Consider the following 795-nt stretch of genomic DNA (forward strand, 5'->3'; position numbering starts at 1 on the left):
CCGCGGGCCAAGGACCCGGAAGGCGTGGCGCTTGCTGTTTTTGCGACGCTCATCGGTGCGCTTCAAATGGCCCGCGCCGTGAAAGGGACCGAATTATCCGATCGCATCCTCGCGGCAGGCAAAGACGCGGCACGGACGCATTTGTGAGGTCCGTGTCGCCCGCTATGGGTACCAGCCCTTGGTGGCGACGCTAAGCGCGCTCTCGGCTTCATGCAGAGGGCCCCGGCTGGCTGGCAAACTGTCTACCAAGCCCCGCATCAACCCAAGCACGCGTCTGTTCCAGCACTTCATCCGAAAACGTTGGATCATCGATCGCCCGGGCAAGGATCACTGCCCCCACCATCGCCGCAAAGCTTCCGATCGCCGCGCGGCGTCCGTCTGCCGCATCCAGTTCCGGGAGCGCCTTGCCCATACGGTCGATCTGCGACCGAAGGCCTTCCGTCATGGCCGACCGAGCAGCCGGGGCCTGATGGCGGATGGCTGCGGCAAGGCTCGCCGTCGGGCAACCGCCGGCGCAGTTGTCGCGATGCCGGGGAGAAAGATAGGACCCCACATAAGCGCGAAGATCGCCCCCTACGCCTGAGTCCGCGGCGAGGACATGGGCAAGGGTCTGCGCGATCAGGTCGTCCTTCGAGTTGAAGTGACCGTAGAAGCCGCCATGGGTGAGCCCGGCGGCGTTCATCACTTCCGCCACGCTGACCGCGTCGAACCCCTTGTCGCGAAACAGCCGGCTGGCCGCATCCAGAATCCGGCGACGGTTCTCCGCCATCTGCTCTCGACTGACCTTCATTTCAA

The 795-nt window shown here is 64.8% G+C and carries 1 protein-coding gene and 1 pseudogene; one reads left to right on the plus strand and one right to left on the minus strand.

The features are described 5' to 3' along the window. Positions 1-147: pseudogene (locus NKH02_RS34410) on the plus strand (TetR/AcrR family transcriptional regulator); the annotation flags it as partial. 61 nt (positions 148-208) lie between these two features. On the opposite strand, the gene NKH02_RS34415 reads toward NKH02_RS34410, so the two are convergent. Next, complete coding sequence (locus NKH02_RS34415) at positions 209-790, minus strand: TetR/AcrR family transcriptional regulator (RefSeq protein ID WP_352884287.1); 582 nt, start codon at positions 788-790, stop codon at positions 209-211. Between the last annotated feature and the right edge of the window lie 5 nt (positions 791-795).

The sequence above is a fragment of the Mesorhizobium sp. M1396 genome (genome assembly GCF_040317725.1).
Lineage (GTDB): Bacteria > Pseudomonadota > Alphaproteobacteria > Rhizobiales > Rhizobiaceae > Mesorhizobium.

Excerpts from the sequence above, each read along its gene's own strand:
- NKH02_RS34415 (WP_352884287.1), bottom strand. The coding sequence starts at position 790 with ATGAAGGTCAGTCGAGAGCAGATGGCGGAGAACCGTCGCCGGATTCTG.